Source organism: Algibacter sp. (genome assembly GCF_029245835.1).
Lineage (GTDB): Bacteria > Bacteroidota > Bacteroidia > Flavobacteriales > Flavobacteriaceae > Algibacter_B.
This window is the reverse complement of sequence record NZ_JAQWOO010000031.1, coordinates 1-2,100: the sequence shown is the minus strand read 5'-3', so window position 1 is coordinate 2,100 and position 2,100 is coordinate 1. Positions and strand designations below refer to the sequence as shown.

2 protein-coding genes are annotated in these 2,100 nt (G+C 28.7%); both read left to right on the top strand.

Annotated features, from left to right (window positions below):
• Nucleotides 1-368 precede the first annotated feature (368 nt).
• On the top strand, nt 369-1,349 hold the full coding sequence (locus tag P8K68_RS04820) for an acyl transferase (RefSeq protein WP_300248528.1): 981 nt from the start codon (nt 369-371) through the stop codon (nt 1,347-1,349).
• 408 nt (nt 1,350-1,757) lie between these two features.
• A complete protein-coding gene (locus P8K68_RS04815) occupies nt 1,758-1,970 on the top strand; it encodes a hypothetical protein (protein ID WP_300248527.1) in 213 nt (70 codons plus the stop codon).
• Nucleotides 1,971-2,100: the final 130 nt, after the last annotated feature.

The window sequence follows — 2,100 nt, the reverse complement described above, 5'->3', positions numbered from 1 at the left end:
TTTGGCGATATAGAAATCGCTTTGCTCTATTTTAACAACATTATTATTTACTATTAAAACAAAGAGCGTCAAAATAAAACCTAAATGACCAAAAATAAAAAGATCGCCTAAATTGTTTTTAGACGACCTCTTTTTTTATGGATACCTTTTTAGTGATTTTTCGGGTATAATGATTAAGCTATCCATTATAACGCTTATAATCTTTAAACTTTTACTCATATTTTTCTATCTTATTTTAATAAATTCGAAAACATGAATGTTTTACTAATATCCTTTAACGATTTACTAACTAAATTTCAAGGCATCAACTCGTTTTAGAATGTCGTATTAATAAATTGTATTATGTATTTTTGTTGCTTTACTGAAGTATGATAGACACGCATTCTATATTTAAAATAAAAACTCAATCTGAATTTGAAGATTTAGCATTACAAGTTTTTAAATTTCAATTTGAAAACAATCTTGTTTACAGATCGTTTTGCGATTTATTATACAAACATCCTAGCGAGGTAAAAACATTAAAAGACATTCCTTTTTTGCCCATTCAATTTTTTAAAACAAGAAATGTATTAAGCTCTAAAGACCCCATAAAAACAACATTTACCAGCTCAGGAACTTCTGGAAGCGAAACGAGTAAGCATTATGTTACCGATTTAAACATCTACCACCAAAGTTTTACAAAAGGTTTTGAGAAATTTTATAACCCTATTGAAAACTACGTGATTCTAGGATTATTACCTTCTTATTTAGAACGCGAAGGCTCTTCTTTAATCTATATGGTAGATTATATGATTAAAACCTCAAAACATCCTGAAAGCGGATTTTATTTGAACAACCTTTCAGAATTAAAAGACACCTTAATTAAACTAGATTCTGAAGGCAAAAAAATATTACTCATTGGTGTTTCTTTTGCTTTGTTAGATTTAATTGAAACTTACCAATTCAGTTTAAAAAACACTATTGTAATGGAAACTGGCGGCATGAAGGGTAGACGAAAAGAACTTATTAGAACAGAGCTTCATAATACACTAAAAAAAGGCTTTGGTGTTGAGTATATACATAGTGAATATGGCATGACCGAGCTTTTGAGTCAAGCTTATTCTAAAGGACATGGTGTATTTAATTGTCCGCCTTGGATGCATGTTTTAACGCGTGATACTGAAGACGCATTAACCATTCAAGAATCAGGAAAAACTGGCGGAATAAATGTTATTGATTTAGCCAATGTAAACTCTTGTTCCTTTATTGCAACCCAAGATTTAGGCAGAACAAATAATGACGGATCTTTTGAAGTTATTGGACGTTTTGATAATTCTGATATTCGTGGTTGCAACCTTATGGTGCTTTAAAATCTAAATTCTGTAAATACGTTTTAAACTCCTGCGAGATTTTAAAAACACAAATTTTTGGAAGACACTAAAAAAATAAATTTAAGATTATAATTTATTCTAAATAGTAAAAAGAATAAATGTAAAAAGCAAAAAATACCCCTAAAGTACACTCTAGGGGACAAACGTCCTATTCAACTTAACGAATTGTTCCCTTGGGGGGCTTTAGGGGTGTAATATTAAAGAAACGACAAAATTTAAAACGCTCCCGAAAACTTATTTTTCAAAACCTTGTAGGTATATTTTAACATTAATACCTACGAGGGTAAAACAAGACATCGCAGGATATAAAAAAACTATTTAACTTGCTAATAAATACATAAACTGTAAGGTCTTCTTCATTTTTAGACTTATTATAAAATATCTTTTATGCACAGTTTAGTCATACTATTTTTAATAACCGTTTCATCTTTATCTGCACAAACTATAATAGATTATAATCTAAAAAAAGGTTTCGTTGCAAACGGTTATGATGTGGTTGCTTATTTTAACAATGAAGCTATTGCAGGTGATAAAAAATTCTCAACTTCGTTTGATGGTACTAAATTCAAGTTTTCATCAGAAGAAAATCTAAAAACCTGAGTTCGATTAATATTTAGATAAGTTTTAATAGTAAAAAAGATAGATTTTTAGTAAATTAAAGTACTGAAATTCAATTTATTAATCTAAAAACCTATCTATGTTTTGTTACTCTAAAATTACAGATTTATTT

Bases quoted from the DNA above. Each gene is read 5' to 3' on its own strand.
- P8K68_RS04815 (WP_300248527.1), top strand. From the start codon at position 1,758: ATGCACAGTTTAGTCATACTATTTTTAATAACCGTTTCATCTTTATCT.
- P8K68_RS04820 (WP_300248528.1), top strand. From the start codon at position 369: ATGATAGACACGCATTCTATATTTAAAATAAAAACTCAATCTGAATTT.